The organism is Terriglobia bacterium (genome assembly GCA_035712365.1).
In the GTDB taxonomy this organism is placed as follows: domain Bacteria; phylum Acidobacteriota; class Terriglobia; order UBA7540; family UBA7540; genus SCRD01.
The window spans coordinates 1-26,670 of sequence record DASTAW010000030.1 but is presented as its reverse complement, the minus strand read 5'-3'; the positions used below and the strand labels follow the sequence as shown (position 1 = coordinate 26,670).

The 26,670-nt window shown below is 54.6% G+C and carries 15 protein-coding genes, 1 tRNA gene and 1 pseudogene; 7 read left to right on the top strand and 10 right to left on the bottom strand.

Annotation, left to right across the window (positions count from 1 at the left end):
- Positions 1 to 143: 143 nt before the first annotated feature.
- The gene (locus VFQ24_08690) at positions 144 to 1,025 is read right to left on the bottom strand and encodes a DUF1259 domain-containing protein (GenBank protein ID HET9178417.1); all 882 of its coding nucleotides are present in this window, start codon (positions 1,023 to 1,025) and stop codon (positions 144 to 146) included.
- A gap of 56 nt (positions 1,026 to 1,081) precedes the next feature.
- Positions 1,082 to 1,984 (bottom strand): chromate resistance protein ChrB domain-containing protein, encoded by a 903-nt coding sequence (locus VFQ24_08685; protein HET9178416.1) that lies wholly within the window; start codon positions 1,982 to 1,984, stop codon positions 1,082 to 1,084.
- Between the two features lie 220 nt (positions 1,985 to 2,204).
- Here VFQ24_08685 and VFQ24_08680 point away from each other — a divergent pair, with 220 nt between their 5' ends.
- Positions 2,205 to 5,153 (top strand): TonB-dependent receptor, encoded by a 2,949-nt coding sequence (locus tag VFQ24_08680; protein ID HET9178415.1) that lies wholly within the window; start codon positions 2,205 to 2,207, stop codon positions 5,151 to 5,153.
- Between the two features lie 88 nt (positions 5,154 to 5,241).
- Positions 5,242 to 6,267 (top strand): YncE family protein, encoded by a 1,026-nt coding sequence (locus tag VFQ24_08675; protein ID HET9178414.1) that lies wholly within the window; start codon positions 5,242 to 5,244, stop codon positions 6,265 to 6,267.
- A gap of 253 nt (positions 6,268 to 6,520) precedes the next feature.
- Here VFQ24_08675 and VFQ24_08670 read toward each other — a convergent pair.
- Positions 6,521 to 6,886: pseudogene (locus VFQ24_08670) on the bottom strand (DUF488 family protein).
- Between the two features lie 23 nt (positions 6,887 to 6,909).
- Entirely contained in the window at positions 6,910 to 7,728 is an 819-nt protein-coding gene (locus VFQ24_08665) for a sugar phosphate isomerase/epimerase (GenBank protein HET9178413.1), read from the bottom strand.
- Positions 7,729 to 7,967: 239 nt separating this feature from the next.
- Between VFQ24_08665 and tadA the strand changes: the two genes are divergently transcribed.
- Both tadA and VFQ24_08655 read left to right on the top strand, forming a co-directional pair.
- Positions 7,968 to 8,465 (top strand): tRNA adenosine(34) deaminase TadA, encoded by a 498-nt coding sequence (tadA, locus tag VFQ24_08660; protein ID HET9178412.1) that lies wholly within the window; start codon positions 7,968 to 7,970, stop codon positions 8,463 to 8,465.
- 61 nt (positions 8,466 to 8,526) lie between these two features.
- Positions 8,527 to 8,620: transfer RNA gene (locus VFQ24_08655), tRNA-Ser, on the top strand.
- 100 nt (positions 8,621 to 8,720) lie between these two features.
- Here VFQ24_08655 and VFQ24_08650 read toward each other — a convergent pair.
- Positions 8,721 to 10,382 (bottom strand): ADP-ribosylglycohydrolase family protein, encoded by a 1,662-nt coding sequence (locus tag VFQ24_08650; GenBank protein ID HET9178411.1) that lies wholly within the window; start codon positions 10,380 to 10,382, stop codon positions 8,721 to 8,723.
- A 700-nt stretch (positions 10,383 to 11,082) separates the two neighbouring features.
- Here VFQ24_08650 and VFQ24_08645 point away from each other — a divergent pair.
- The 3 genes from VFQ24_08645 (at position 11,083) to VFQ24_08635 (ending at position 15,160) form a co-directional block, all read left to right on the top strand.
- Positions 11,083 to 12,138, top strand: a complete 1,056-nt coding sequence (locus VFQ24_08645) for a LacI family DNA-binding transcriptional regulator (protein ID HET9178410.1) — start codon at positions 11,083 to 11,085, stop codon at positions 12,136 to 12,138.
- 217 nt (positions 12,139 to 12,355) lie between these two features.
- Positions 12,356 to 14,017, top strand: coding sequence for a tetratricopeptide repeat protein (locus VFQ24_08640; protein ID HET9178409.1), 1,662 nt, complete (start codon positions 12,356 to 12,358; stop codon positions 14,015 to 14,017).
- Positions 14,018 to 14,119: 102 nt separating this feature from the next.
- Positions 14,120 to 15,160 (top strand): tetratricopeptide repeat protein, encoded by a 1,041-nt coding sequence (locus VFQ24_08635; GenBank protein ID HET9178408.1) that lies wholly within the window; start codon positions 14,120 to 14,122, stop codon positions 15,158 to 15,160.
- Positions 15,161 to 15,976: 816 nt separating this feature from the next.
- Here the strand turns inward: VFQ24_08635 and VFQ24_08630 are convergent.
- The 5 genes from VFQ24_08630 to VFQ24_08610 form a co-directional block, all read right to left on the bottom strand.
- Positions 15,977 to 17,782 (bottom strand): pyrroloquinoline quinone-dependent dehydrogenase, encoded by a 1,806-nt coding sequence (locus VFQ24_08630; protein HET9178407.1) that lies wholly within the window; start codon positions 17,780 to 17,782, stop codon positions 15,977 to 15,979.
- A 427-nt stretch (positions 17,783 to 18,209) separates the two neighbouring features.
- Positions 18,210 to 18,995 carry a ThuA domain-containing protein gene (locus VFQ24_08625; GenBank protein HET9178406.1) on the bottom strand — a complete coding sequence of 262 codons (786 nt, stop codon included), beginning with the start codon at positions 18,993 to 18,995 and terminating at the stop codon, positions 18,210 to 18,212.
- A gap of 118 nt (positions 18,996 to 19,113) precedes the next feature.
- Positions 19,114 to 20,658 (bottom strand): PQQ-binding-like beta-propeller repeat protein, encoded by a 1,545-nt coding sequence (locus tag VFQ24_08620; protein HET9178405.1) that lies wholly within the window; start codon positions 20,656 to 20,658, stop codon positions 19,114 to 19,116.
- Positions 20,659 to 20,970: 312 nt separating this feature from the next.
- Positions 20,971 to 24,585 (bottom strand): carboxypeptidase regulatory-like domain-containing protein, encoded by a 3,615-nt coding sequence (locus VFQ24_08615; protein HET9178404.1) that lies wholly within the window; start codon positions 24,583 to 24,585, stop codon positions 20,971 to 20,973.
- A gap of 765 nt (positions 24,586 to 25,350) precedes the next feature.
- Positions 25,351 to 26,316, bottom strand: coding sequence for a sugar phosphate isomerase/epimerase (locus VFQ24_08610; GenBank protein ID HET9178403.1), 966 nt, complete (start codon positions 26,314 to 26,316; stop codon positions 25,351 to 25,353).
- Positions 26,317 to 26,670 lie beyond the last annotated feature (354 nt).

Sequence of the window (26,670 nt, the reverse complement as noted above, 5' to 3'; positions counted from 1 at the left end):
TTGGGTTTCCGCGAGAAATCCGGACGCCGATTTGGCTGCGAAAATGGCGATGAATAAAGCGAGCAAAATGGTCCGCATAAGTCCTCCTTCGATGCGCACCAACATGCCTGGGAAGACCCAGCCCTGGTTTCGGCAACCAGAGCTCACTTGGTGTGAACCTTTTCGAGCGCGGCTTTGGTGCCATCCGCCGCCTGAGCTGCCGGCCCGTAACCCCAGAAGTGCATGAAGAACAACCGCGGCTGCTCAATGAGCATATGTGAATGCAGCGCCGTCACCTGAATATGGTGCGCCTCGAGCGCCGAGATCGCCGGATTCACTTCGTCGGCGGTCAAAACAAAGTCTCCGGTTGTCGCAACTTTTCCCTCGCCCGCTTGCTGAAAATTGATACTCTCTGCGACCCCCTGTGAGGGAAGAACGGTTTCACCTTCCGTGATGGTGACGGCGTCCGCTCGCGGAATGCTGAATGCCAGGACTCCACCGGCGAAGTTTCCTTTGCGCCCAAGCGCAGCTTCAACTTGATTGACAAATGCAGGGGGATCTCCCGCCTTCGTGGCGGTTGCGGGCTTTCCGAAAGGAGTCTTTGATTCCCTTAGCGCTGACCGGAGAGACTTCGCAAGCTCCACCGGGTTACCGCGACCCATGTAGTGCAGGTACATCAGGCGCGGCGTTTCACCGAGCAAGTGGTTATGCACCGCGGTGATTTCCATCCCGGCATGGCGAAGCCTTGTCATCACGGGGTTCACTTCGTCCTGGAGTAGGACCAGATCGCCCATGACCGTCGCGCTATTGTCCTTTCCCGAGAACGCGGCCCACGAACCCAGGGCAAGCCCGGGTCTGATTGCCACACCATGCACCGTCACATGGAGATCGGTGCGAGGAAAGCTGAACTTGTAAACTTGTCCGAGTTTCTGGCCCGACCGGCCGAATACCTGGTCAAGCTTGGCTGTGTCGAGCCCCTGTGCGACCGCGAAAGTGGGAAGACCCAATAAGACAAGACCGACGATAATTCGTTTCGTAGGAAGCATGTTGTTCCTCCTTTTCTAGAGTTCCTGTTGCGGAGTGTTCGGACCAGCCGCCGGCGTTATGCTCCCGCCATTAAGTACAGAGCATCAAAGAGTTCAAAACCTCTGTGTAGGATCTCTTCATCACTTAAATCCATCTTTCCCCAGCCCTTTGTGATTATTTCGATTGCGATGCCTTCGGGTCTCCCAAACTTCCCGTCCCTCAGATCAGCGTCATGAACCAGTTGGCCAATTTGCTTCAGGCTCCGGTCGTGCAGCTTGAAATGCTTCATGAGCACCTCAAACGTGCAGTCGTCACCCGCGTGGGTGAATTCGCCTCCGAACATGTCGAATCTCAGAGCCCCAGGGTAAGCTTCGGGATCGCGTGCAAAAACGAATTTGGCCCGGGGATCGATAAAGTGGCGGATCAGCCACGCGGAGCCGACCCGGTCTACTTCAGGCCGCGGTCGAGTCTGCCACACGCGCGCCCTGTATTCTTTAGTCTTTGCTTTGTTTCCTGGCCTGTTCGGCCTTTTCCCGCTGGCGCGGATTTCAAGTTCCTTGATTAATCGCTCAGCATCCCTCCTCTTGCCGCAACCGAAAAAATCGATAGCGGTTAAGTCGTTCATGCGGCGGTTCAGCCTGCTGAAATCCAGGAGCTGTTGCGCATGGCTTCGACTTGCCGACGCGCGCAACGCAAGCCGTGAATCCCGGATGAAGCTCTGATATTGGGTGGCTCGTGCGTTGTTAAACAATACCATTACCTGCCTGTGTGTGTACCCGTGAATCAGCGGCACTTCCACCACGGATGCCTCGCCTTGATACTTCTGTACCTCGGCCGCAAGCCACTGGAACCTTTCAAGGTTGGTTGGATCCAGCGGCAAAATGTAGGCGCAATTCTTCCAGCTCAGAGCTCCGTACTTCTGGAGCTTCCGCCAAACACTCACGCGCTTGCTGGCCATTCGCGCCGGCAGTTGGAACATGTACAGCAGCCAGGAAGGGTTTTTGTCCCCTTTTATGGAATCAGTATCATCCATATCCAGACGTTATATGTATATCACCAACCTTCACAACCCGCAAGAGAACCACAGCGGGCAGCGCAGGCCGATATCTTCACTGTAACTTTCTGGCCGGATGTTTATAATAGTCTTTTGGATTTCCTGGAAGTCCGCAGTTGCTCCGTAGAATGTGGGGCGCGCCACGATGTACCGGCGTTTTCAAACACCAAAAATTCTCTCGCTGACCTGGATACTGCTGTCTCCGTTGAGCGCTTTGTGGGGGCAGGGCCTGGCTAGCCTGCAAGTACGGGTGATTGATCCCTCAGGCGCCGTCGTACCCCATGCAACCGTGCGTGTGATGGCCCAGCCGAATGGGCCGGTGCGGGTGACAACCTCGAACGGGCAGGGCTTCTATAAGATTAGCGGGCTCGTGCCAGGCCGCTATACGGCCACGGCCACGGCTCAAGGGTTTGCACCCTCCAGCAAAAGCCTTCCGTTGGCGGCGGGCCAAACGCTCACGCTCGATATACACCTGACGATCGCCTTGCCGGCACAGCAGGTGGAGGTTCGCGGCCAGGCCGCTCACCTGCAAATTGCCCCCGAAAGTAATGCCAGCGCCGTGGCTGTTTCTGGCAATAACCTGAATGCGCTGTCGAACGACCCGGACGAGTTCCAGAGCCAGATTGGCGCTCTGGCGGGCCCTTCGGTCGGACCCGGCGGTGCCGAGATTTACATTAACGGCTTCACCGGCGGCGATATGCCTCCCAAATCCGCCATTCGCGAGATTCGCTTCAATGGCAATCCTTTCTCGGCTGAAAACAATCGGTTCGGTTATGGCCGCGTTGACATTACAACGAAACCTGGAAGCGCCGCCTACCACGGAGACGTTTCGAGCGAATACAACGATTCCAGTATGAATGCACTCAGCCCGTTTCTCGCTGCCTCTGAAGAAAAGCCTCCTTCGTATCACACCTGGCTCTGGGACGCAGATCTCGGCGGCCCGCTGGGTAAGAAGGCGTCCTTTTTCTTCGATTTCCAGCGTCGCAACATCAACCGCGCCAGCCTGGTGAACACGGTTGTGCTCGATCCCGGCCTGAATATCGTGCCTTATGTTGCTTCCGTTCCCAACCCTCGCGTCCTGACCAACCTCAGCCCTCGGGCGGATTTCCAGCTCAGTCCGAACAATACGCTCAGCATAAGTTACCGCTATTTTCAAATCGGAGAGCACAACGACGGCGTGGACACCCAGTCGCTTCCCTCCCAGGCCTTCGACCGGTCGTTCCATCACCACAATCTTCAGATCATCGACACTCAGGTTTTAGGTTCCCGAGTCGTCAATCAAACGAGCTTCCAATACCTCCACTTCAACAACGTAGAGACGCCGCAAAACTTTTCTCCCACGATCAACGTTCTTGGAGCGTTCACGGGCGGCGGTGACAGCTCTGGCACGTTCAACCGCTACGAAACCCACTACACCTTCCAGAACTATACGACCATGACCCTGGGCCGCCATCTGGTTCGCTTCGGGGGCACAATGCTCGTTCTGCCTCGTAGCGAATCCACCAATGGCGGCTTCAACGGGACTTTCACTTTCAATTCGCTGTCTGACTATCAGAAGACTCAGCGGGGTCTGCAAAATGGCCTGACGATGAGCCAGATTCAAACTGGGGGTTACGGTCCCAGCCAGTTCAACGTCACGGCGGGCAACCTGCCGGCTTCCATCGACCGTGTTAATGGGTGGCTCTTCGTCAACGATGATTGGAATGTCCGGCCGCACTTCACTCTGAGTTATGGCCTGCGGTTTGACTCCGAAAATTATGTCAGCGGCCAGCCCTTTTGGGCGCCTCGGGTGGGAATTGCATGGGGCCTGGGCCATGGCTCGAATGTGAAGACAGTGCTTCGAGCGGGCTGGGGTATCTTCTACGAGGATCTTGATGATGACCCGATGATGATCGCAGGGCGCCTGAACGGACAAAACCAACGGACCTACATCGTCAACAATCCGGCCTTTTTCCCGGATGTGCCTTCCCTTACTGCCCTCACCGCAGTCGCAACTCCAACGCCTACGATCTTTCGAATCGCCCCAAATTTACTGTTGCCTTACGACATGGACACGGCGGTTAGCCTGGAACGTCAATTGTCGCGCCGCACAACGGTCTCGTTCACATATGTGAATTCCCGCGGCGTTCACCAGTTCGTAACCAACAATATCAACGCGCCTCTCCCGGGAACCTTCGATCCCAACAATCCTGCGAGCGGCTTGCGGCCCCTCGGCAACCCGGCCGGAAATATTTACGATTACGGGTCGCCTGGTATTTACCGGCAGACGGAATTGATCGCCAACATCCGCGTGAATGCCCACAGCATCTCGCTCTTCGGCTACTATGTCTTTGATGATGCCCACAGCGACTCGGGATTAAACGTGCAGACCAGCCCCGCCGGAGAATTCAGCTTCCAGACGAACCCCTGGAACCTTTCCGAGGACTACGGGCGCGCCTACTTCGGCATTCGTCAGCGCGTGGTAATTGCCGGCAGCCTGGCCATGCCGTTGGGCATCCGTTTGAGTCCGATGCTGATGGCGAACTCCGGGCAGCCGTTCAGCATCCAGCTCCCGCAAGATCTCTACGGCACCGGCGTTCACGATGCCCGGCCGGCACTGGCAACGGCCTCGACGCCCTCAGCCAATGTTGTCGTAACGAAGTACGGCGCCTTCAATATCGCCCCTGGGCCCGAGAATGCCCCAATCCCCCCAAACACCGAAACAGCTCCAGCAAACTTCATGTTGAATTTCCGCCTCAGCCGCACATTCGGCTTTGGCGGTAAAGGCCGGGAGAAACACGGCGGTGAAGATTCTGCACCAGGACCGGAAGGACGTGAAGGGCGTGGAGGAGATAGTCGAGGGCTTGGCGGCCGCGGGCTGAGCAATGGCGGTGGCGCGAGCCTGGGAGGGGCAACGGAGCGCCGTTACGCGCTCACGCTAAGCCTGTCTGTCCTTAATGCACTCAACAACGTCAACCTCGGCTCGCCGGTCAATGTTCTTGGCTCACCACTGTTCGGTCAGTCTGTCTCACTTGCGAGTGGTCCATTCTCGGCCCAGGTCGGGAACCCTGTAGCCAATCGTCTCATCAACGTCGGCGCTTCCCTGAGCTTTTGAACGATCTCCGCAGCGAGGAATGCATCGGTACCCAGGATGCAGTTCTGACGACTGGCCCGAATGGTTCCAATACGATGAGGAGATCTCGATGAACGGTCAGATTCCTAACCTGAAATGGATGTACAGGGTTTCGGCCGCACTGCTGCTCCTTAGCGCGAGCGCAGTTCGGTCACAAGCAGCGGCGGGTAATCAAGTGCTCGCGACAGTCGCGGATATTCCCATGCCTGGACCCGCAGTCCGCTTCGACTATCAAAGCCTCGATGTGGAACGTGGCCGGCTTTACATATCGCACATGAACGCCAATCAACTCGTGGTCTTCGATATAAGAAAGCGTCAGGTCGTCTCCAACCTCGACGGGTTCAGTCGAGTACACGGCGTCATTGCAGTTCCCGAAATTGGACGGGTCTACGCTTCTGTGACTGGTAACCACCAGGTGGCCGTGGTCGATGAGGCCACTTTGAAGACAATCGCAACCGTGGGGCCGATCAACTATCCTGATGGCCTCGCGTATTCGCCAACCACCAAAAGAGTCTTTGTCTCTGACGAGCATGGCGGAGTGGATGCGGTAATTGACGCCAATACCAACAAACTGATCGCGAAGATTCCGCTTGGAGGCGGCGCCGGCAATACCATCTACGACCCAGGCTCCGGCAGGATCTTCGTGGCCGTCCACGGAATCAACGAACTCGTGGCAATCGATACGGCAACGTTGAAGATCGTTGGCCGTTATCCTCTACCCGGCATCCAGAACCCTCACGGTGTTTCGCTGGACGTCGCAAATCGTCTCGCCTTCATTGCGGGAGAGGAGAACCACTCGCTGGCCGTCTTCGATTTGAGCAGGATGAAGCTGCTATCGATTCACCAGGTAGGTGATGACCCCGACGTTCTGGCCTTCGATCCAGCCTTGAGGCTCCTGTATGTATCTGCTGAATCGGGGACTGTCAGTGTGTTTCAGGAGTCCAAGCGCGACCTGAAACTGCTTGGCCAATTCAACATGCCGCACGCCCACACGGTGTCTGTCGATCCAAAAACTCATTTGGTCTACTTCCCACTTGAGAGCGTCCAGGGCCGTCCAGTGCTCAGAATCATGCAACCGCCCGTTCAGCCCCAGTGAAGAACTAATCGATTCGCGCCCGCCTGAGACTGACTTGGACGAATGTGAAATGAAGCCCACTTAGATAGGGATGGGATAACTCTTCCTCGGCTGGTCCAAGGGCGGGTGGCTCCGGCACTTGCTTTGTAGCGTCTACAATCTCAAGAAGCGAGAGGCCCTTGTTTCGCTTCATGGATGTGCGTCCAACGAAGCCCGGCCTGGCCGCGTTACGATCAGAAATATACACTGCATGCGCGTTTCTTGCTGGGCTCGCTTAGCAAACTTTCAGCTTTGCCCGGATCTCCTCGGCGATGACCGCGGCATTGCAATGTTCGGCGTCGCGGGCGCCAAAGACCAGCGTGAGGGTTCCCTTTCCCGCCATGGAAATGAGCCGGTCGAGCACTTCCTTGCGCGGCGGTTCCTTGAGCCCCTTGCGATAGCGCTTGCGGAATTCCGGCCACTTTTCAGGGTCGTGCCCATACCTGTTTCGCAGTTCCCTGGACGGCGAAATGGATTTTTCTCAGGCGCTGATTTTGAGATCAGCTTTGCTCACTCCGCGGGGCCACAGGCCGTCCACCAAGATGCGAACGCCGTCACGGGCGCCCGGCTTGTCATAGGCCCGCTGGATATTCACCGGCATTGGATGCCACCACCTTCCACGCCCTAAACTTTGAGGGCGTGAAGATAATCGTAACTGATTTTGATCGCTTCGAAGACCGGGAGTTCGGTCTCGTCCTGCTCGACAAAGTAATACTTCAGGCCGCCCTTGGGCGCCGCCTTGAAAATCCGCTTCCAGTCAATGATGCCCTTGCCAACGGGCGCAAAGGCCTCGGAAGGCGTGCGGCCAGAAACGGTTGGCGGATAGTGCTTCCTTTCATCCTTGATGTGCAGAACCGGGAAGCGGCCCGGGTACTTGTTCATGTAAGCGACAGGATCGTAACCGGCGCGCGTGACCCAGAAGCAATCCATCTCAAAACAAACGGAGGCCGGGTCCGTGTTTTGCAGCATCAGATCAAACGCGATGGTATCGCCAAATTTCTCGAAGTCGCGATTGTGGTTGTGGTATCCGAAATGAAGACCTGCTTTCCTGCACCCCTCGCCTGTCTTGTTGAAAAATTCGGCCGCGCGTTTGTAATTGTCGAGCGAGTGGCGGTAAGTTTCCGGGACGGACGAGAGCACAACATAACTCATATCAAGCGTATGCGCGTCGTCGGTAACTTGGGACAGATTCGACTGGAGCAGCTTATAGTCAAAATGACCGGCTGCGGTCTTCAGCCCAATCTCGTCGATAAGCTGTTTGATCTTTGGGACCGGCTGGTTGTGAAAGCCGGAAAACTGCACCTGCGTGTAACCAACGGAAGCCACCTTGCGCAGGGTCCCTGCAAAATCGTCGTCAAGCTGCTTCCGCACCGTGTAAAGCTGCAAACCAACCGGAATTCCATACGGGTCGGCGTATAAGTCCAGGCCCACGCCTGCTGCCATGAGAACAGCAGAAGCTCCAAGGCCTGTCCGGAGAAAATCGCGTCGATTAAATGAGCCCATTGAGAACAGTTCCTCCTTCGGATGTAGATCGACTTAAAACCCGGCAAATACAGCCACTGAACAAGCAGCCGGAGACGAACAGAGTGCGAGCCCGGTCTCGTTCGCAGGCCTTTGTAATCTCTGGACTTCCCCGCTTGCAGCGCAGATCATACCACGTGTAAAGGTGCTACGATACAGGGATGCGCGCCCGGAAAGGTGAGCATCTGCAAGATCTGGACGAACGGTTCATGCGCGAGGCACTGCGGCAGGCCCGTCGCGGCTATCGCGAGGGCGAAGTTCCGATTGGAGCCGTGATTGTCCGCATCGGAGAAATCATTGCGAGGGCTCATAATCGTCCTATACATCTGAGCGATCCCTCAGCGCACGCGGAGGTGCTGGCGCTGCGCCGCGCGGGCCGCAGGCTGGGGAACTATCGCCTGTCCGGATGCACCCTGTATGTTACAATCGAGCCTTGCGTCATGTGTGTTGGAGCCATCGTCCAGGCCCGTATTCAAAGGCTGGTTGTGGGAGCCATAGACCCCAAAGCCGGCGCTTGCGGCTCGGTCCTGCCAGTGCTGAACAGCGAGAAACTGAACCATGCGGTCGTGTTGGAAAGCGGAATCCTCCAGACAGATTGCTCGGCCATTCTTCAGCAGTTCTTCCGCGAACGCCGCAAAACGGGCCGGCGGGGAATTTGAAAACAGCCGGAATCATGCCAGAATAATAATTTTAGACGCCATCGCCAGGATCAGGCTTTGCGGAGAGGTACCGAAGTGGTCATAACGGGGGCGCCTCGAAAGCGTCTTGCCTGCCAAAAGCGGGCACGTGGGTTCGAATCCCACCCTCTCCGCCAGCAAGCCGACTGAAAGGCCAGACCTTCGAAGCCGTCGAGGCGTACGGACAAGACGGAAAGTTGGAAAAGCTGGTGCAGGCGCAGAAGAGTCAAGCTTGTCCTAACTGGGGCGAACTTCTGCGCTGTTCCAATAGGCGGACCCTGCTGGCCGGTCATCGAGAAGCCAGTGATAGAGTCGAATCGTGACCCTTTGCCCGGCGTATTTATGGAGGTCGATTTCCAGGGTGCGGTATTGGGGCTCCTTGCTCGCGGAATCCGACTCGATATCCTGTGCCATTACGGAATCGTTGTTGACGAGGACCTGCAAGCGCCAAGGCTGACCCGACACTGATCCTACTTTCAAATCCAGTTTTGCAGATCCGGCTGGTATGCGGACTTCACGTTCCAACCGGCAGGGCCGCGTGTCTCGCGGGAAGGTTACCAACGTGTTCGTCTCCCACGCGAGATAGGTCGCACCGGCTCCTCCGCGTGAGGCATGCGCCAGCCGCCAATCGCTGTTCCATAGCTGACCATAATCGTTGATGTCGAACCATTCGAGAGGTTGCCGCTGTACGGAGTGCCGAGGAACCAGCATGTAGTCGTTTTCTCTTCGAGCTCCATTTGCCACGAGCAACGTCCGCCCGAGGGCCCCAATTCTGGCGGCGAAGTCAGAAATGCGTTCATCAATCACCCTGCCAAACCTAAGCGGCCCCATCCCGGTTCCGTAGATCCGGTTGTTCAGAGTTCTCACGAGGCCCTCAGGAATCGCCTTCGATCCGTGCATGGCCCCAACAATCGAGCTTACAACATCGCTATTGCAGTCGGCGTCGGTATAGTCATCCGCAGCCGAAATTATATTGATGGAGTTCAGCCAGTCCCCTCTGCCATAAAGCAGGGCCAGCGCGCACAGTGCCCCATTGGCAACGGCGTTGTTAAATTGCGGATATTCCGGGCGCCAGCGGTTTTCAATCTCAACGGCTATTTTGCGCCAGGTTTCGCCCCGAGCGTAACCTGCCAGCACCTGGTCGAGGGCCTTGCGGTAATTTGATTCGGGAGAGATGATCTGCGCGGCCTGGCGTACGAGCTTTTCCGCATCGGTCTCAAAAAATGCCTCACTTGTACAGGCCGCCACAAAGACCGCGCCATCGCATCCTTCAGCGTAGCCATTGATGTGGGAATAATATCGGGCCACCTTGCCTGCCAGATTTACCATGCCGGCAGCCAGCATGCCATAAGTCCCGGATGAAAACTGCGGTCCGATTGTGTGGAACCACTTGTTGTAACGGGGTTCTCCCGTCTTTGGTGGCTTGATCCCTTTGTCTAAGGCAAGCCGAGCCTGTTCGCTTGATCCCCACGCCCCCGCCTTGTACTCCTTCCACATCTCCCCCAACTGCTCAATCGTCATATGGATTCCATAGCGTTCGAATCCATAGATCGCCACCATCTCATAATAAAAATCATCATCAATCGGAGCATATGTATAGTCCTTCAGGAACCGGTCGAGACTTGGGTCCACATTTTCGGGCTTCCCCTCGAACGGCATGCCGAAAAAAGCTCCCACGATCTTGCCCAACCAGGCACCGTACACATGATCGTTGTAATCAGCCAGTGAGATGCGGCGGAATTCGGGCTTGCTATCATCGGGTGGTATCGCAAGCCTCGCGCGTGGCGTGTTCACGGGGTGCGTGGACTGTGCGCCGAAGAGATCCGGCGCACCAGCAACCGTGCTCAGCGATCCAATCCCACCAGCCCTGAGATAATTCATGAAGGCGCGCCGGTTCATCGTTAAACCCTCCGCGATCTGAAGTGGTCGAGACGTGAAAAGAATCGCCCAAACCATAATAATGGAAATGGGTGTCGGAGATTCTTCCCCCGAGTGGTAGCCCGAATGGGTCCGCCCGGCGAGTCCGCGCTGAAGTAAAGGTTATGATCGCGTTCTTGCCCGGCGTAATCCCGCCGAAGTCCTCCCGCAAGAACGACCCACAGCTGCGGAGCGATAAGGCTAATAGCTGCCAGGAGCCCAACCCAAGATGAATCGTTTCAAACTGGCCCGATGCTAATTCTCAGCAGGCGGACTGTCCAATAAATATTCTTTTTCACCTTCATAAACCATTTTTATCAGCTAGCCTACTTCAAACGATTTTGCCCGTCAGGCGGCTGGGCTATCGGAACAGTAAAGACCTCCAGGCTACCCCGCGGAATCTGACGATATGATTTTGGGTATAGAAGTCTGTTTTGCTGGCCAAGTGCCGCCGGCCGGCGGAGAGAAATCATCAACCATTCAACGCCTGTTGTAGTAAGCTGGTTTGTTACAGACCTCGAAGGGAATCCGGTCGAATGAACCGAATCATTGCACGGCTTGGTGTTTTCGGGTATGTTAACAGGAGCCAACTGCTGCCGCGGGAAAGGGCAGTGAATCGTTTCAGATCTACTGGATGAAATCCACCAATTAAAGAGACTCATAGAGCGCAAGCGCATGAACAATGGCTACACTCAAAGAAGTCGCTAGAAGAGCCAATGTATCCGTGGGCACGGTTTCCAACGTGCTGAATCGAACCGCCCGAGTCAGTGAATCGGTTCGAGTGCGTGTTACAACAGCCATAAGGGAATTGGAGTACCACCCGAATCACGTAGCCCGAAGCCTGAAACTCAAGGCTACAAAAATGCTCGGAATGATCGTCTCAGACATCACCAATCCCTTCTTTTCACAGATGGTGCGGGGGGCGGAAGATGCTGCTCTAAAGCGGAACTATCTTCTTTTGACCTTCAACACTGACGATCATTTCGAACGAGAGAAAAAAGTCCTCTCGGTTCTCCGGTCACGACGCGTGGACGGAGTTCTTCTTGTTGTTGCTCCAAGTGACGAACGTCCCGAGCATATCGCAGATACTATTGGTTCAGGATTACCCGTAGTGTGCCTGGATCGCTTGCCGCCCGGGATGAAGGTGGACTCAGTCACGGTGGACAACGTTGCGGGAACACAGGAATGCATCAGGCACCTTATCGCCCGAGGACATCGCAGAATTGGAATCATTACCGGCTCCTTGTTTCTAGAAACAGCCCGTCAGCGCCTTCAAGGGTACAAGAATGCTCTTGAAGATGCGGGGATCAAAATCGAACAAGAGCTAATCTGCGAAGGCAACTTCCGAGAGCAAACAGGTTATCAGCTGGGCAGGAAACTGCTTCTCCAGACTGATCGCCCGTCGGCATTGTTCACTTCAAACAGCCTGATGGCAATTGGCACATTGAGAGCCATTGAAGAATTAGAACTCCAATGCCCGAAGGACATTGCCATCGCGACCTTTGATGATCTGCCTTTGACTGAGGTTTTTCACCCACATCTCACAGCCGTCGCCCAACCAGCTTTCTCCATTGGCTATGCTGGGGCAGAACTTTTGATACAAAGGATCGAGACTAAAGGGGCCTCTGAATCGCCTGTCGCCATTCGGCTACCGACCCAGCTCAAGGTGCGAGAGTCGACCATGGGATTTCTGCGGTCGAAGACTATGGAAGTCACACAAAATACGTTCGACCGCTAGGGAGCCTCACTCGAGAATAAGCGCATGTTACTTTTGCCGATTGCACAGTCTGGCTCCTGAACGGAAGTAGATCATCATTCCCTCCCTCGCCGCTCGCGTGCCCGCATCTCCGGTTTAGGCCGGGGGCTTGCCCATTATGTTTTTGAAAAGAAGTCCAGCACGGCCTGAGAGAGAATTCCGATTGGGAGTCGCAATTGGCTTTCTGAGATCAGACTGAATGAACGAAATGATTTGTACAGATGATATCCCATCAGATATGGCGGCCATGGAAGACGGCATGACCCGGGATCACAAAATGCCATGGAAGGAACTCCTCCACGGCTTGCTGATTCTTTCAATGCTGTTAGCGAGCTGTTTCCTTAACGCTTCGCCGGGTGGAGCAGATCAGCAACCGGGCCCGCTACTCCAGAAGATTTGGATGCTCGTTCAACAAGGAAATCTGGCAGAAGCGCGCGCTCAGTTGGATGAATGCATTAAGACGTATCCTACAGTAGCGGGTTTCCGGACTCTTCTTGGGATCATCGAAGCGCAGCAGAAACATTTCTCAGCTGCGGAATTGGATTTCAGGAAATCCATTGAACTCGATCCGAAGTTTTTAAGTGGGTACCTTAATTTGGGACATCTTTACCAGGAGCAATTATCAACGGATCCTGAGGTCTGGGAGAAATCTGTAGCCACCTACGAGAGTTTGCTAAAAATTGAGCCGAGCAACGCCGAAGCTAACTTTCAATTGGCCCTGTTGCTTGAGGGTCACGGCCGGTTTCAGGATTCGCTGCGACATATTGACCGATTGCCGGGTGCCATTCGAAAACAAAAGCGTGCGCTCGCGCTGTCCGTGGCCGACTACGCCGGAATTGGCAATGATAAACAGGCAGAAGCCACTTCTACAGAACTGATGACGGCTTCCGACCTCACCGAAGCGGACATTGCTCCTGTTCTCGCGGTCCTCGAGGCTCGTCACCAGGAAGTCCTGGAAGCACAGCTCCTCAGTGGGCTTGCCGCTAGAGGACTGGCATCTTCCGCTGCACTCCAGAGACTCGGCAAGCTGTACGCCAGGCAGGGACGCTTACCGGAGGCGCGCAGGACTCTCGAAGAGGTCGCTGTGCGCGAGGCGCGCCCGACCTATGTGCTTCTCGAGCTGGGCAGAATCGCCGACCAGCAGAAGGACTATATTTCAGCGCTGGGATTTCTGGCACGAGCCCGTGATCTCGAACCTGGAAATAGTTCCGTCCATTACTTATTTGGCATGGTTTGTGTTCAGGAAAACCTGAGTCAGGAGGCCTATACCTCATTAAAACGGGCCGTGTCGCTCAAACCGGATGATCCGTATTACAACTATGCGCTCGGCGCGGTGATACTGGACCGCCAGGACACCCGCGAGGCAATCCCGTATTTCGAGAAGTTCTGCAAACTGCGGCCCAATGACCCGCGCGGGAGGTTCGGTCTGGGCGCCGCCTACTTCTTAAGCCATGACCTAGTTTCGGCATCCAGAGAATTCAAATCTATCGAAGAGTTTCCTCAAACGCGTGCCGGAGCACGCTATTTTCTCGGGCGAATCGCGAATTTGCAGGGAGACTTCGACACCGCATCAAAAGAGCTCGAGTTGGCGCTAAAGGAACAACCAGAATATCCAGAGGCCTATACGCAGCTGGGACTGGTTCGTATGAATCAAAAGCAATATCTTCAGGCAGAGAATGCATTTCACGCGGCTTTGGCGCGGGACCCTGACAATTATCTGGCCAATTTAAATCTTATGATCCTTTACCAAAGAAGACACGACCCGAGAGCGCAAGAGCAAGAGCAGAAATTTGCAACCATCAAGAACAAACGAGATATCACGGCCAAGATGTTCTTGCGCACTGTCGAAGTTGTACGGTAAATCACATGCGTGCTGTGCTGAGGATCTACCCAATGCACAAGCTTTAATGGAACGCTGCGCGACGGATGGAACCGGGGTTATAAAGTTCAGATGTGAAGAGATATGGCAAAAACAGAAAGAACCAGATGCAGTTCTTATCTTGAAAGCGGCGTCGCCACCACGGTCGTGCGCGGCAGCCGTATTGGAATGCTCTTATTGATAGTAATCCTGGCTAATTGCGGTATTCTTCATGCCCAGAGAGAAAGCCGCCATTCCCCTGAAGGGCTGACCGCGGAACTCTCCAAAACAACCCTCGCTTCGCAGCAACAGGAGGAAATTATTAAGGCCATTCGAGCGCACAAGTATTCCCATGCGGAAGAACTGCTGCTTGCTGAAATCGACCGTTCCCCTCATTCTTCTGAGACGCTCAGAATACTCGGCGGTGTCTTTTTTCTGGACGGCAAGTACCTAAACAGCGCCATTGCATACAAGAAAGCAGAGGCAATCACGCCGCTTGATCCACCGAGCCGATACACCCTTTCGATGGCGTACATCATACTGGGCCATCCTGACTGGGCGCGCCCAGAGTTGGAAGCGATGGCTCGATCGGACCCTCATAATGCACTCTACCCTTATTGGCTCTCGCGCCTGGATTACGACGCCATGCGCTTCAACCAGGCGGTGGATGAGGCGCTCCGGGCAATTCAGCTTGACTCGTCTTTCACCAAGGCCTATGGAAACCTGGGTTTGTGCTATGAAGGTCTGGGACAATACGACAAAGCCATCGGCGCCTACCAAAGCGCAATAAGGCTCGATGAGAAGAGCCCATCACCCTCGCCTTGGCCACCTTTGAATTTGGGAGCGTTGCTGGTCAGGCTGGATCGTCTGGACGACGCCCGGAAATCCATCGTGAAGGCCCTTCGGATTGATCCAAAGTTTCCCAACGCCCACTTCCAGCTTGGCCTAATTTTAGAGAGGCAGGGCAAGTACGAGGAGTCCCTCAAAGAACTGCAAGAAGCTGTTCAATCCAATCCGTCTTACGCGGACCCCTATTATGTTCTAGGCCAGGTTTATCAGCGGCTCGGTGAAAAAGACAAAGCCGAGGCGTCGCTCCGGAGTTTCCAGAAACTGAAATCAACTGCTTCGAACAGAGAGCCGTACTGAGCCTGCCTTTGTGAGCTGCAGTTTGGATCCAAACTCAACACTACCTGGTTTCCTAGAAGTCATTTCAAAACCCCCTGAAGTCCATTGAACTGAGGTTAGTTGGCATGACCATTCCCAATTTGGAGGAGCCACGAGGCATGCCTGTACTGAAAATAAAAGACTTAATCCGAACGTCTACTCCCTAGTTTGGAATTGCTCGCGTCTGGTCAAGCATTTCAATAGGTTCCATGGGGTTTTGAAATGACTTCTAGTGTCCAAGCACGTGGCACAAGGCGCAGTCGGTTGAGGCCTTCTTCGCCACATGGCACTTCATACAGGTGACCATGTCCACTGATTTCTCCTTAGCCAGCACATCACGTGTGCTCACAGGCCCATGGCAATCTACGCACGTTATCCCTGCCTGGTGGTGAGTCGCGTGACTGAAAAACACGAAATCCGGAAGTGTGTAGATCCGGACCCATTTCACTTTTCTCCCGCCCGGGTAATATTCGCTTAAGGCCTGGATCTGTTTCGACTCAGTCTTGATCGTCGCATGGCACATCATGCAAAGGGCAGTGTCTGGAAAACCAGCCTGTTCCCTTTGGGTTGCCCCACTGTGACAATTGGAACATAAAATGAATGCGTGTTTTTTATGGCTGAAAGATATGGGTTGTGGTTGGACAGCGACGGCGGGCTTCTCCGGCTGCGCCTTCATATCGCTGTTCGGCCTGCCTGCTGGAGCGGATAAGCCGAGAGCCAGTACAACAATTCCCAATCCAGCCTTTGTCAAGTCAGCCTTCCTCATCCAATTTGGAGTTGGTTCCAACGCCGACTAACTTAAGGCAACGAAAAGGCCACCAGCTTGCCCGTGAACTTTTTATCGTATTTGTTGCCTCCTCCTGCAGCGATCACAACAAATTGTTTTCCGGTTTTTTCGCCGATGAACGTCATCGGCGTGGCCATTCCGCTGGCGGGCAGTTTCGCCTCCCACAAGAGCTTCCCTGTGTCTTTATCGAATGCCCGGAAACGGCGATCGTTGGTCGCGCCAATAAAAACGATACCGCCCGCGGTCACGATGGAACCGCCAATGTTGGGTGTCCCCGTTTGGGGAATCCCGCGAGCCTTCAGTCCGTCAAATTCTCCCAAGGTCACGCGCCAGCGAAATTTACCCGTGTTCAGGTCAATCGCCGTTAGCGATCCCCAGGGCGGTTTCTGGCATGGATAGGCATTGGCATCCCAGAAGAACTCGTATTTGACCGAACGGGCTCGGTATGGAACCGTGGATCCCGGTGGCCGTTTGACAATCTGGAAAAGGCCGCCAACATCCATGGAGTTGACGTATAGCACATCGGTTGCGGGATCAACCGAGGCGCCGCCCCAATCGGTTCCTCCATTCAACCCAGGAAACAAGACCGTTGGCTTCTCGCCGATAGGACGGAACATGGGCCCATCCACAATCGCGCCCTTTAGCATTGCCAGACATTCCCTCCGCGATTCCGGCGTCACGCTCGTAATCTCATCACGAGTCATCGACTGCCGGGCATAGGGCGGCGGGGCAACTGGGAACGGCTGGGTTGGCCAACTGGCTTCGCCGGGAATTTGACTCTTCGGTACCGGCCGCTCCTCCACTTTGAACAACGGCTCACCCGTTAACCGATTGAACAGGAACACGAACCCTGTTTTGGTCACCTGTGCAACCGCCGGGACCTCACGGCCATTTCGTCGAACTGTCACCAGGGTGGGCTGCGCCGGCAAATCGTAATCCCAGAGATCGTGATGAATGGTCTGGAACTGCCACCGCATCTTTCCCGTCTGGCAATCCAAGGCGGCCAAGCTGTCACCAAACAGGTTTTTACCTTTCCGATCACCGCCATATAAGTCGCCCGAAGGAGACGTCAAAGGGAGAAACACCAGCCCCTCGTTTTCGTCGACGCTCATGGTTGACCAGACGTTTGTGCCACCTCTGCCCCTCCAGGATTCACCTCCCCAGGTATCGTTGCCTTGTTCGCCGGGTTGTGGCACGGTGTGAAAGCGCCATAGAAGCCTCCCGGTGCGAGCATCGAACCCCCGCACGTCGCCATTTGGACCTCGCGGCTCGCTATCACTAACCCAGCTTCCGGCAATCGCTACGTTTCTGCAAACCGCGACCGGCGAGGTCAGACCGTATGCCCTCCTGGGAAATTTGTCTGCCATTCCTTGCCTCAGGTTTAATACTCCTTTGTCACCAAATTCCGCCGCCAGCTTCCCGCTGAGCGCGTCCAGTGCGAAAAGTCGCCCCTGCAAGTCGGCAAGAAAGATCCTCTTCCTGTTCCCGTCGCTCCAATAAGCCGCGCCTCGGTTCACAAAGAGATTGACTCGCATTGTCTTGTCGATCTGCGAATCGAAATCCCACAGTTTTCTTCCAGTCTCTGGGTCGAGAGCAATCAGACGGCAGAATGGCGTTGTAATGTACATGGCGCCGTTGACAACCAATGGAGTCGCTTCAAAGCCCGATCGCGTGGGATAGACGGTGCCGTCACTGAAGTCTTTTGTGTCGTAAATCCAGGCGACCTTCAGTTCTCCTACATTCTTCTTGTTAATCTTCGTCAGCGGCGAGTATTTCATCCCTCCCGCATCACCCCCAACCCATCTCCAATCCTGCACGGAACCTTCTTGGCTGGACCTGAGCATTTGCGAAGCTGGCACAATAACCAACACGGCCCCCGCCACGACAATTCCGAGCGAGTAAACCATCCGCCGTGCCCGAGGCCAAAGGGAGCGTAAAGTGTGATTGGGGAGCATCTGGTTCCTTTCACCTGCCATTTTGAAGCCGTGGAATTGAAGCATTTCCGATCAATATCCCCTTGATGTTATCTCCGCTCGCCCCACGACAGTGAGATTGCCAGATCTAGTCGCTGCTGCACTCCGGGGACTGCGTTTGGAAGACACAACAAGCTTCCTCCAGCGCGCATGTGCTTGCCCTAAAGTTGATTTGGTCCAGCAACTCTTTTCGGCCAACCTGGCACGCGCGGACTTTCACTCGCGCAAGTTGGATTCGACCCGTCTATTTTCCGGCTTGCGGAACTTGCGGTTAAAATGCCTTCCTTGCAACCCAGAAGATCGCCTGCCTGACAAAAGTGCTGTAATTGCTGTTCTCATACGCGGATGGACCGTGACCAAGTTCTACATAGACAATCCGAGATTTCTTGTAACGATGACTCCAGGCTATCACCTTCTCACTTGCAGGGTTGTCTGTGGTCAACAGGACGTGCACTTTGGGATCAACCCAATAATGATTGTAGGCTTCGTCGACGATGTCGAAATCGCGAAGACCTCGGGTGACGGGGCTAGACGGGTCAGCCACGTGAACATGGGTATGCTGATTGTCTTTATAGGTCGACGTGGCAGCAGGTCCCGGCACTACTTTCTCCTTCGATGACGCCCGGCCCCCTAAAATACGCCGGTATTCGCGCCAGGTGCCATCATAGGACCAAAGCGAATGGTGGAGGAACACCATACCTTTTCCTTCGCCGAGTAGCTGCTCAATGCCTTTCCATTGTGGGTCTCGTTTCTGATGCATGTCATAGAACACGATCGCGTCGTAATCTTTCGCACCTTTCGGATTCAACTTCTCCTCAGCACCCTGCCCATAGGCAATATGGGCGAAGGCCACTCCTTTCATTTCGCGGAACATTCCAAAGAAGCCTGCTTCGTTAAAGTCGTGCCCGCCGGTCACAATCAGAACACGCACATCAGCGCCGGGTGGAGCTCCCTGGGCGACGTGACAGAACAGGACAATGGCCGACAAGCCCAAAACCGAAACGATCGCCGTCCATACCCTTGTTTCAATGACAAAGCGATGGAATTTCGTGGTCATATCGGTGAACACCCTGAAAAGCCAATGCAGCATTGGACAAAGCATGCTACACCCGGAAGCAGACGAGAGGGAACACGCCGCTAATTCGCCAAGGGGTCTGACGTTGGAATGAGAGAGATCACTTCTCTTCTTTCTGTAGTCCAAAGCAATAGACATTTGAGTCATGGTCGACTGCGTAAACTTTGCCGTCAGCAACTGCCAGTCCGCTAAAATGAACCCAGCTTTTCATGGAACCCCCACTCTGGTAAAGCATCTTGCCCGTTCTTGCATCGAGGGCATACAAGACGGCTGCATGCGTCCCTTGCGAACGCTGCGCAGTTGTCAAGAGGTTGTGCTTCCATTCTTCAACGCTCTTAAAATGGATCATCCCCATGGTGTGGGTCTGTCTCGGATTTTCTCCCGTGGCCAGACCAAAGAGAACCCCATTAGCAACAACCGGCGGGTCCGGCAGATTAAAGTCTGGAGAAACCCAGGCAGGCTCCAGGTCGGGCTTCCCTGAAGTCTTGCTGACCGTCACCTTGAAGGCCATAATGCAGCCGTGAGGAACTGGTCCGTTTGTAAGCGGGAATTTGGGAGCTTCCTTTGAGATTTCTCCCCAGAGTGTGACGTAAACCCATGGCTGGCCTGTTTCATCTTTCCATACTGCAGGCGCGCCCCAGAATCCTTTTTGCTCCAAAGCCCTGGCATCATTTCCAAGAGGTGGAGTGATGAATAACGGCGTTTGATGATCCTTGCTGCCCAGGGAATCGGCGTTCAGAAGGTAAACAACCGCTTGTTTGCCCCCTCCCACCACAAGATTGTAGTCTTTATAAGCGAACCAGGCGTACCCGCCGGAATCCATATCCAGGTCATCCTGATTGATCAGCTTCCAGTCCAACGGAGTATAGTAGTCAAGCAAGTGCAGGTTTCGCGTGGAGGCTGCGATGAAACTGCTGCCATAGTCGCCAGCGGAAGGATCAACCTTCCCGTCGCCGGTACTGAGAATTATCCGGCCATTTTTGCCAATCAGTGGACCACCTCTGCCCCACATTCCCGCCCCATACCCGGCTTCCACAAGCAATTCATGAGTGACGTGGCTCATCGTATTGCGCACGTCCATGGAGTAAACTCCGGACCGGTCGCCGCCGCATCCCTGGGATGTCGCGGTATAAACAAACCCGTCTTCAAAATTCAGGCTCCAAGGCTTGGCAAAGGCCGGAACAAATTGATAGGGGCCGAACCTGATTTCCCCACTGCCTAAGTCGAGACCGTATAATTTTCCGTCCTGGGCGATGGTGTAAATGATGTTTCGTTCAACATCAATTGTGGGTGTTGCATTGACGGCATCAGGACACAGATAGAACGGCTCATCCTTTGAAGTGACAGCAGACTCAAACGTCCGTTGCCAGACCACTTTCCCCGAATCGGCATCCAGCGCGAAGAAGTGGTCTGAACTTCCCGCCACGTAAACCAGATCCTTTATCCCCTGGGGAGTAACGATATGGCTGGCTACAACCGGGGCCGTCAGGGCGTTCAGAGCAAGCGGAGGGTTATCAACCTGAGCAGACCACTTTAGTTGAAGCTTGGTCACGTTTTGAGACGTTATAGAATCCTCGCCGGAAGCCGAGCCAGTCCGCTGCGGATCATGGCCAAAAGTTGGCCAGTCTGCCGCCCCTAGCTCCATGTGAACAGACAGCAACAGCAGAAGACATAATGTTATATTCACGCAGAAATGGCTACCTGGCAGTCTTAAGTTGGCTACGGCTTGCACGCGCTTCATCATCCTCGAGATTATCCCCCTCAATCCATGCCTGCTCGTCCGCGCTCCGATCAGAGTAATCCAAATAGGATAATGACCTGCCATATTGAATATCTAAAGCTTTGCCGATCAGTGCATCTCTGTGCTGCAGGCGAGGAAGCGTACTGCCTTGGAGCTTTTCTGGTACGGAGGATCCCCCTCGCTGAGAGGAGGATCCTCCTTGATCAGCCCCGACACTCAGAACAATAGTTGCATTGCGAATTGGATGCGACGGGGATCGCTCACACTACCATCCCACTGCCCGAAAGCCGGGCTCGCAACGTCCGTGTCAAAGGCAGTGTCTCCGAAACATCGGGTAGTGCAGTTGAAAATGTGCCAATTCCAAGCGTTAAAGAAAGAAGCTCGGAACTGTAATCCAACCTGCTCTGTTATTTTTGTATTCTTCACCAGACTGATGTCCTGATTATGGTAACCCGGACCTCGCAGGTTTGAGATGCGTGGCCCCTGGCCAAGGTAAAAATTGAAATTTGCCGGGTTCTCGAAAGCAGCCTGGTCGAACAATGGCCCCTTGTCCGGGTTGAAATGGGCCGGATCCTGCAGGAAGGGGTTAGCGCCCGGAAGCACCGCCGGAATACACGCGGCCTGAAACTGGCTGGGAACGTTGCATTGACTAGAGCGGAAATAGTACGGCTGACCCGAAGAGATTCGGAAGAGAGTCACAAATTGCCAGCCACCTATGACCTTATTTGCTGCCCCGCTCGCGTTCAAAAAGCGCTTCCCCTGACCAAAAGGAAGGTCGTATATGAGGGAAACGGCAAGAATATTTGGAGTGTCGTTCTCTGAAAGCACCTTGTTCCGATCCCGCTGGTAAGGCGAGATGACTCCCTGGATGCCCCCTTGAAGAGAGGTGGTCTGAACGGTATCGGAAGTCGTTAGCAACTTCGAGAGGGTATATGAGGTCAGGAACCAGAGCCCGCTCGACAAACGGTGTTCCGCCTTCACCTGGAAGGAGTGGTAAATTGACGTGCCGGCGTTCTCGTTAAGACCCTGGAGACCGCCGCAATATTGAGGATACGGTGTGAGCGCCTGGGCGACGGAGGGCGCGCAGCTTTGCATCTGATCAGCCCAGCCACTATACGGAACGGACACGCCATCCAGACTAGTCTGTCCCGGCTGAAATTCATCAAACAGCGACTGCCCCATCGAGAGCAGGCTCGGATTTAGAGCGTTAAGCGGCGTCTCGCTCGACGGCAGGTGCGTCCCCTTGTTGGCCACATAGGCCAGGCTCACATAAGAATTGTTGGTAAACTGGTGTTCGATTGTAAAGTTCCACTGTTGGGCATACGCGCGATGGTTTGCCGAAACTGGGCGATAGAGTGGACCGTCCTGGCCGTTAAGAAATGAACTGTCGATGAAAGGCGGCGGCTGAAAGTTCTGGGGCAGGCCTTGCTGAAGAAGGAATGCGGGAGTCAAACCTCCATTCGTGCTGGAAAATCCCGGCGTAGAATTGAACCCATCGAGCGCGATACCCCCGCCCCAGCCGGGATAATACGCCTGGTTCAAGAAGATGCCATATCCACCTCGCACGACTGTACCTTGCCTCAATGCATAGGCAAAACCCAACCGCGGCCCAAATCCTCCGTACCATGTGTCTTCAGGAAACGGCTTTCCGTAGCCTGCGCTGCCATAATTTATTGTGCCGTCGCCAGTCCCTGCAAAGGCCAGGCGACCGGGACGGTTGCCAGCGCCAGGATTTGCCCCCAGCGGGTCTAAGAAAGACAAGTGGTTATGCTTTTCACTGGCCGGCGTTCCTACGTCCCAGCGCACGCCGTAGTCCAAACTGAGCTTGTCAGTTAACTTCCAGGTATCTCCGGCGAAAAGTGAGTAGTACTTTCCACGGGCATAAGTCGATTGCACAACATTAAAAGCTGCGCTGCCATTGTCCACTTCACCCAACAGGAAACTCGCAATCGGGTTGCCGCTGTTCACGCCAAGCAGCCCTGTTGTGATGCTTGCGAAGGAGAAATTCCCTGAGGCGTCAAAATCATTCAATTGATTGTTCGTCAATGACCGATACTCTCCGCCGAAAACGAAAGTGTGGCGGCCGTGAATCCAGGTCATCGTGTCGTTGAAGACGTTGGTTGGGCGGTCTTCGTGATGGTGATCGTAGAGACCCATAGTCTCAAAGCCGCTTCCGAAGGAAATGGACGGCGGCTGGGCGTGGGAAGCGACGCCGGGAATTTGCGGCAATTGGTCAGCGTAAGAGGCATCAACGGCGATTTCACTGCCCCTCATGTCCATGTAACCATAATGAAAGGAATTCAACAGATTCGGTGTAAAGGTATGGTCCCACCCGAAGCGATTGGACCAGGGGCCGATTTCGCCGCCATCGGGAAGAAGATAGGCGTCGGAACTGATCTGAGCCGGCAAATTGGTTACATTTGCAAAAACGGTGTTGTGGTAATGGAGGGCAACGTTAAAGTGATCTTTGCTCCCCAGGTAGTCGTCTATACGAGCATCGATCATGGTTCGATGGTCAACTCCCGCGCCGCTGATGTCGGCGATCGGAACCGGGGAAACGTAGTTATTCAGCGGGCCCGAAAAGGTGGGAGTGGGAAGATATTTGAACCATGCGCTGGCCAGCGAGCTTTGCACGCGGGGATCGGTCGGGCAGATCACATTCGGAGTGTTTCCATCACACCCCATAAACTGATCACGGAGGTAAGGCAAATTGTTTGGCCCAACTGCCGAGTTGGGATCGTAGTTAGGGTTGGCGCGAGTCGTGTCCGGGTCGTAAACCGGAATCAGATTTCCGTTGGCATCGCGCCAATCAGTGAAGTCGCCCTGCCGTTCTTTCATCGAGGGGATACTCAGTACAGGAAAACGGCTCCCCCCTCGGACAGTCCAGCGTTCATAATTGAAGAAAAAGTATGTCTTGTTCCTTCCCGACCACAATATAGGAAGCTTTGCCGGACCGCCAAGGCTGCCGCCGTACTGGTTCTCGATATCTTTTGGCCGTTCGGGGGCGCCCCATTGACGCGCGTTCAGCGATGTATTGTCCATAAATTCACGCAGGTCCCCGTGGAAGTGATCTGTCCCTGCTTTAGTAACCAGGTTAATTACTCCATCGGTAGTTGACCCGTATTGCGGTGAGTAATTCGAGGTGACGACGTTAACTTCGCTGATAGCCTCCGGGGATATGGGGTAATCGTTGTCGATGGCGACCATCCCGCTCTGGCTCATTAAGCCTTCCTGCACCGAGGCGCCATCCAGTGTGGCTTCGCTGCCCATCTTCAGGCCACCGTTGATCCGCGCCTCAAAGGGATTGCCACCCCCGCCCGTATTTACGCCGGGCATTAGTACGATGAACGACGCCGCAGAGCGAGAATTCCCGGAGACTACGAGCGGAAGGTTCGACAAAACCTGCGGCGTGATAGTGCCTGAATGTGTGCCGTTTACGGTGTTTATGGGGGCTGCTGCGCCCGTGACCTCTATTTGTTGTCTTGCCTCCCCAACTTGCAGCGTTACGTCAAGAGTCAATTTTTCATTGACATTTACAATGATTCCTCTTTGGATGTAAGTCCGAAACCCGCTAGCCGACACCTGCAGAACGTACACGCCTACACCAATGTTAGCGAACTGGTAGAGCCCGCTTGAGCCTGACTTAAACTTCGCGACTGAGTTGGTTTGCACGGAGGTGAGTGTGCATTCAGCATTGGGAATCGTCGCACCAGAGGGATCTTTAATAACGCCGCCAATCGACGAATTGAGACTCTGACTCCAACTCCAAGTCGATATGACCAGCAGTGAAATCAGCCACAACCCTGCCAACCTGCATAGTCGCAAGCTCATAACTTGCCTCCTCAATCGGCCGCAATTAGTTCACGAGTCAATTGAAAGCGGTTCCTGCACTGGCACATCGGACGATCAACTCACTCGCCCCTGCAGCCACTGAGCTCAGGCGCCATACCGCTGGCGCACCGTCTGGCGGCTGTCCGAAAAACCTCGACAAAGCACAAGATGTGGCGCGGTGAATCGTTTCAAATGAGAAAAGAGTAATCCGTTCGCCTCATGCTGTCAAATAAAAATAAATGATATTGACAATAAAAGAATATTATCTCAAGTTCACCTCACGGACATCGATACTGATCCAATCTAAGATCACCGGCTGTCCGAGCACCGGGCGCGAGTTATCCTTCCAATGCGTTTATTCTAAAGCTATTGGCTTAGAAGACTGTCAGGGAGTTGTTCGCCGAGGCAATTTGATTGCGAACTTCAAAAGCACAATCGGTGCTATTGAACCTCCCTTGGGGACTCATAGAGTCGTGTAAATGCAAAGCCGATCCGTAATGACCTCACGGCACAAACAATCCATTTAAAGATCGGTTTGGATCGATTCAAGATTTTCAGAGGAATTGTCCTCGGCGGAACACTGTTCAAGTTGAGCGAGAAACTGTACTGTGAGCTGAACGAACTCACACGCGAATTCATGCCGTCAGCAGAGCCGCGGTTTATCCTTACCAAGTGCCTCCATAATTTCACGGGATGAAGCCTGTCCCCGGATGAGTGACCACTCGCCTGCTGAACTCGGATCCGTCCTGCTCCGAAATGGCCGATTCAGGTACCTTCAGGGCCGAAGGAAAGACCCATATCTCGGGCAACTCTCTGAATATATCGCCGACCCTCGTCGTATTCTTCGGGCGCCTTCAAGTGCTCAAGCATGAGCGGGGCGTCGACGGCAAGCCTCGAAATGCCCCGCAGATAGGCATGGTAATCAATCTTCCCGCGGCCCGGAACAACTTCGAGCAAGCACACCTGGGAATAGCGTTTCCAGTCCAGGTCTTTGGCGTGGCAGGAAACAATCCAGGGGCCAAGCTTGCGGAAGCACTCCTCGATGACCGCGTTGTTGCGGTACATTCGGTCCGGGCTATTGATAACGTTGCATACGTCCAGATGGACCGCGAAGCCTTTCCGGTCCACTTGCCGGATCAGCCTTAAGTAGTCATCCGGTCCGGTGGGGAAAGTGAAAGGCATCATTTCGATTGAAAATCTGGTGCGAGTGGGTTTAACGGAGTCGATGACATGCCGGCAATTCTCCACCGTGGCATCGATGAACTCGTCAGTGATGTTTCCTGGATCGGGACCGTCCCACTGACTGGGATTGAAAGAACCCGCAATGTCAACGCAACATCGGGCGCCCAGCATTTCCGCCAGCGCCAGCCGCTCTTGCACGTACGAAAGGTTGTGGCGCCGCTTCCCTGGATCGGGATCGAGCATGTTAACCCATGCCCCAACCTCTGCAAGTGCCACATCGCGGGCAGCAAATTCTTTGAGAATCGCTTTAATCCTGTTCGCGTCATTTATTCCAACCTCGGGAGCGTAGGCGGCACGATACCCCAGCCGCCGATGCTCCTCGGCAAGCTCAGCAGGGTCATCCGATTTCAGAAAAATAGGACCCCCGAGCCGCAGGGTGCGGGGGCCCGGCGCTGGGCCCTTGGCAAACGAACTAGAACTTGTACACGCTACAGTTGCAAGGCTACTTGCAGTAGTAAGAAAATCGCGTCGGGATAAATCTTTCCTCATCAGCCCTCGTCCTTATCGAAGGTACCAAAATCCGGTCACCTCACGATGCCGATCACTTACCAAGCTCTCAGTGGTGTTACTTACTTAGGTTTTCCTTCAGGAACGCCATGACGCGGTCGAAGGCCGCGCTTACATGCGGATCGCCCATTCCAGCATTGTCGAACATATGTCCGCCACCCGAGATGCGAACGAGCTGGCACTTAACGCCGTGGCGCTTTAGAGTCTGTGTGGCAACTGGCTTGGCGGCGACGTAATTTACCGATTACAGGAGGTGTTGAGGATGTTTTGGAGCTTTTCCGATTCCGGCCGAGGCATGGGGCCTTCGTAGGGTCTCAGCCGGTGGCCTGCGTGGCT

Excerpts from the sequence above, each read along its gene's own strand:
- VFQ24_08690 (HET9178417.1), bottom strand. The coding sequence starts at position 1,025 with ATGCTTCCTACGAAACGAATTATCGTCGGTCTTGTCTTATTGGGTCTT.
- VFQ24_08685 (HET9178416.1), bottom strand. The coding sequence starts at position 1,984 with ATGTTCCAACTGCCGGCGCGAATGGCCAGCAAGCGCGTGAGTGTTTGG.
- VFQ24_08680 (HET9178415.1), top strand. The coding sequence starts at position 2,205 with ATGTACCGGCGTTTTCAAACACCAAAAATTCTCTCGCTGACCTGGATA.
- VFQ24_08675 (HET9178414.1), top strand. The coding sequence starts at position 5,242 with ATGAACGGTCAGATTCCTAACCTGAAATGGATGTACAGGGTTTCGGCC.
- VFQ24_08665 (HET9178413.1), bottom strand. The coding sequence starts at position 7,728 with ATGGCAGCAGGCGTGGGCCTGGACTTATACGCCGACCCGTATGGAATT.
- tadA (HET9178412.1), top strand. The coding sequence starts at position 7,968 with ATGCGCGCCCGGAAAGGTGAGCATCTGCAAGATCTGGACGAACGGTTC.
- VFQ24_08650 (HET9178411.1), bottom strand. The coding sequence starts at position 10,382 with ATGAACCGGCGCGCCTTCATGAATTATCTCAGGGCTGGTGGGATTGGA.
- VFQ24_08645 (HET9178410.1), top strand. The coding sequence starts at position 11,083 with ATGGCTACACTCAAAGAAGTCGCTAGAAGAGCCAATGTATCCGTGGGC.
- VFQ24_08640 (HET9178409.1), top strand. The coding sequence starts at position 12,356 with ATGAACGAAATGATTTGTACAGATGATATCCCATCAGATATGGCGGCC.
- VFQ24_08635 (HET9178408.1), top strand. The coding sequence starts at position 14,120 with ATGGCAAAAACAGAAAGAACCAGATGCAGTTCTTATCTTGAAAGCGGC.
- VFQ24_08625 (HET9178406.1), bottom strand. The coding sequence starts at position 18,995 with ATGACCACGAAATTCCATCGCTTTGTCATTGAAACAAGGGTATGGACG.
- VFQ24_08620 (HET9178405.1), bottom strand. The coding sequence starts at position 20,658 with ATGGAGCTAGGGGCGGCAGACTGGCCAACTTTTGGCCATGATCCGCAG.
- VFQ24_08615 (HET9178404.1), bottom strand. The coding sequence starts at position 24,585 with ATGAGCTTGCGACTATGCAGGTTGGCAGGGTTGTGGCTGATTTCACTG.
- VFQ24_08610 (HET9178403.1), bottom strand. The coding sequence starts at position 26,316 with ATGAGGAAAGATTTATCCCGACGCGATTTTCTTACTACTGCAAGTAGC.